2 protein-coding genes are annotated in these 2296 nt (G+C 56.1%); both read left to right on the top strand.

The genetic code is table 11. The features are described 5' to 3' along the window. Positions 1–60: 60 nt before the first annotated feature. Positions 61–1242: a 4-hydroxybenzoate 3-monooxygenase gene (gene pobA / locus ABJQ89_RS21555; protein ID WP_348498206.1), complete on the top strand. Its 1182-nt coding sequence runs from the start codon at positions 61–63 to the stop codon at positions 1240–1242. A 4-nt stretch (positions 1243–1246) separates the two neighbouring features. After that, on the top strand, positions 1247–2296 hold a 1050-nt coding region (locus ABJQ89_RS21550), incomplete at its 3' end, for an alpha/beta fold hydrolase (RefSeq protein WP_348498205.1).

The raw sequence follows: 2296 nt of genomic DNA, 5'->3' as shown, positions 1-2296 counted from the left end.
TGTGCTGATCGCGCTGCCCATCCTTTCGCTCTATTTGCCACGCGTTCTTTAGGAGCTCTTGTGACGCTTATTCATAAAACTCAAATCTGTATCATTGGCGCTGGCCCCAGTGGCTTGTTGCTCGCGCAGCTCTTGTCCAACGCGGGGATCGATACCATCGTTTTGGACCGAAAGGACCGCGCCTATATCGAAGGGCGCGTGCGCGCAGGTGTGCTGGAGCAGGGGACCGTCAAAGCCTTGGAAGAGGCGGGCGTTGCAGAGCGCGTTCACGCAGAAGGATTGCCCCATGACGGGTTCGAATTGGCCTTTGACGGGGTGCGCCACCGCATCGATTTGGCTGGCCTGACCGGATCATCGGTGATGGTATATGGGCAGACAGAAGTGACCAAAGACCTGTTTGATGCGCGCACCGCCGCTGGGCAACAGTTCTTCTTCAACGTTGAACATGTCGTGCCAAGCGATCTGAAGTCTGGCGAACCAAGTGTGCAGTTTGAATTGGATGGTGTGCAGCATGTGATCAAATGCGATTATATCGCGGGCTGTGATGGCTTTCACGGCGTGTCGCGTAAGGCAATTCCTCAGGATGTTTTGAAGACGTTCGAACGGGTCTATCCATTTGGCTGGCTCGGGATACTCGTCGATAAACCGCCCGTGAGCCATGAATTGATCTATGCCAATCACGAAGACGGTTTTGCACTGGCTTCGATGCGCTCTGAAACGCGCAGCCGCTATTACATCCAATGTGATGTGAACGATGATCTGTCTCAATGGTCCGATGATCGCTTTTGGGAGGCCTTTGCCAAAAGGCTTGGCCCCGACACAGCCGCCAATCTACAGATCGGTGCGTCGTTCGAGAAATCCATCGCGCCGCTGCGTTCTTTCGTGGCCGAACCGATGGGCTATGGCGCGTTGTTCCTCGCGGGGGATGCAGCGCATATCGTCCCGCCCACGGGGGCGAAGGGCTTGAACCTTGCGGTGGCGGACGTGCGTTTGCTGGCGCGCGCACTCATGTCGCATTATGACGGCAACGATCACCATATCGACAGCTATTCCCAAACTGTCCTGAACCGTGTTTGGAAGGTTGAGCGCTTTTCTTGGCAGCTCTCGATGTTGATGCATCAGTTCCCCGACAACGCCCCGTTTGATAAACGGATGCAACGGGCTGAATTTGACTATATCGCATCATCCGAGGCAGCCTCGAAAGCAATTGCTGAAAACTATGTCGGCCTACCGTTGGAGTGATGTTATGGATGTGATCAAAATTAACGACGCCCACATTGCCTATCGGCATCGCGCCAGTTTGGGCCGCACGATTGTTTTTGCCAATTCGCTCGGCAGTGATCAAAGCATTTGGGATGATGTAATCGCGCATCTACCAAAGGGATACGGCATTCTGACTTACGATCTGCGCGGACACGGGCAAAGCTCTGGTGTCGCGGAGAGTATCGAAGGACTAGCCGAGGACGCCTCGCATTTGATCGATGCGCTTGGCATCACAGACGTTTTGTTCTGCGGCGTTTCTATTGGCGGAATGATTGGACAGGTTTTGGCAGCCAAACGGGCGGATGTGATCTGCGCTGCGGCGTTGTGCAATACGGCGCCTAAGATTGGCACGGCAGAACGTTGGGCGGAGCGGATCGCTTTGGTCGAAGAGGGCGGTGTTGAGAGCTGCGCCGCGATGATCGTGAACAATTGGTTTGGGCCGGACTATGCGGCGTGCACTGATCGTATGGCCTTGCATCAAACAATGGTGGGGCGCACATCTAATGCGGGATACGCCGCAGCGTGCCGCGCTATTCGCGACGCTGATCTAAGTGCTTTTGCGAAAGCGATTGAGGTGCCTTGCCTGTGCATTGGTGGGCAGCATGACAAGTCTGTATTGCCTGCGGCTGTGCAGGCCCTCGCAGAGACGATCCCAAATGCAAAGGCCCAGATTTTTGAAAGCCTCGGCCATTTGCCCTGCCTCGAAATGCCAGAGCAATTGGCGGCGCTCATCGCAGGGTTCGACCCAATTCCTTCTGATCGCACGCAGGCGGGTATGCAGATCCGCCGCGCGGTGCTGAGCGATTCCCATGTGGACAAGGCCTCGGCCAAGATCACGACCCTTGATCAAGCTTTTCAGAGCCTTATCACGGAAGGCGCATGGGGCACGGTATGGGCAAACCCCGGTATTTCCGCGCGTGAGCGGTCTATGTTGACCCTTGCGCTGCTCGCCGCAACGGGCAATTTTGAGGAAATCCCCATGCACATACGCGCCACGGCGCGCACGGGGGCGAGCGAGCGGGATATCACCGAG

This window comes from Planktotalea sp. (assembly GCF_039984035.1).
Classification (GTDB): Bacteria; Pseudomonadota; Alphaproteobacteria; order Rhodobacterales; family Rhodobacteraceae; genus Planktotalea.
The sequence above is the reverse complement of the archived record's forward strand: the minus strand, read 5'-3'. Positions and strand labels throughout refer to the sequence as shown.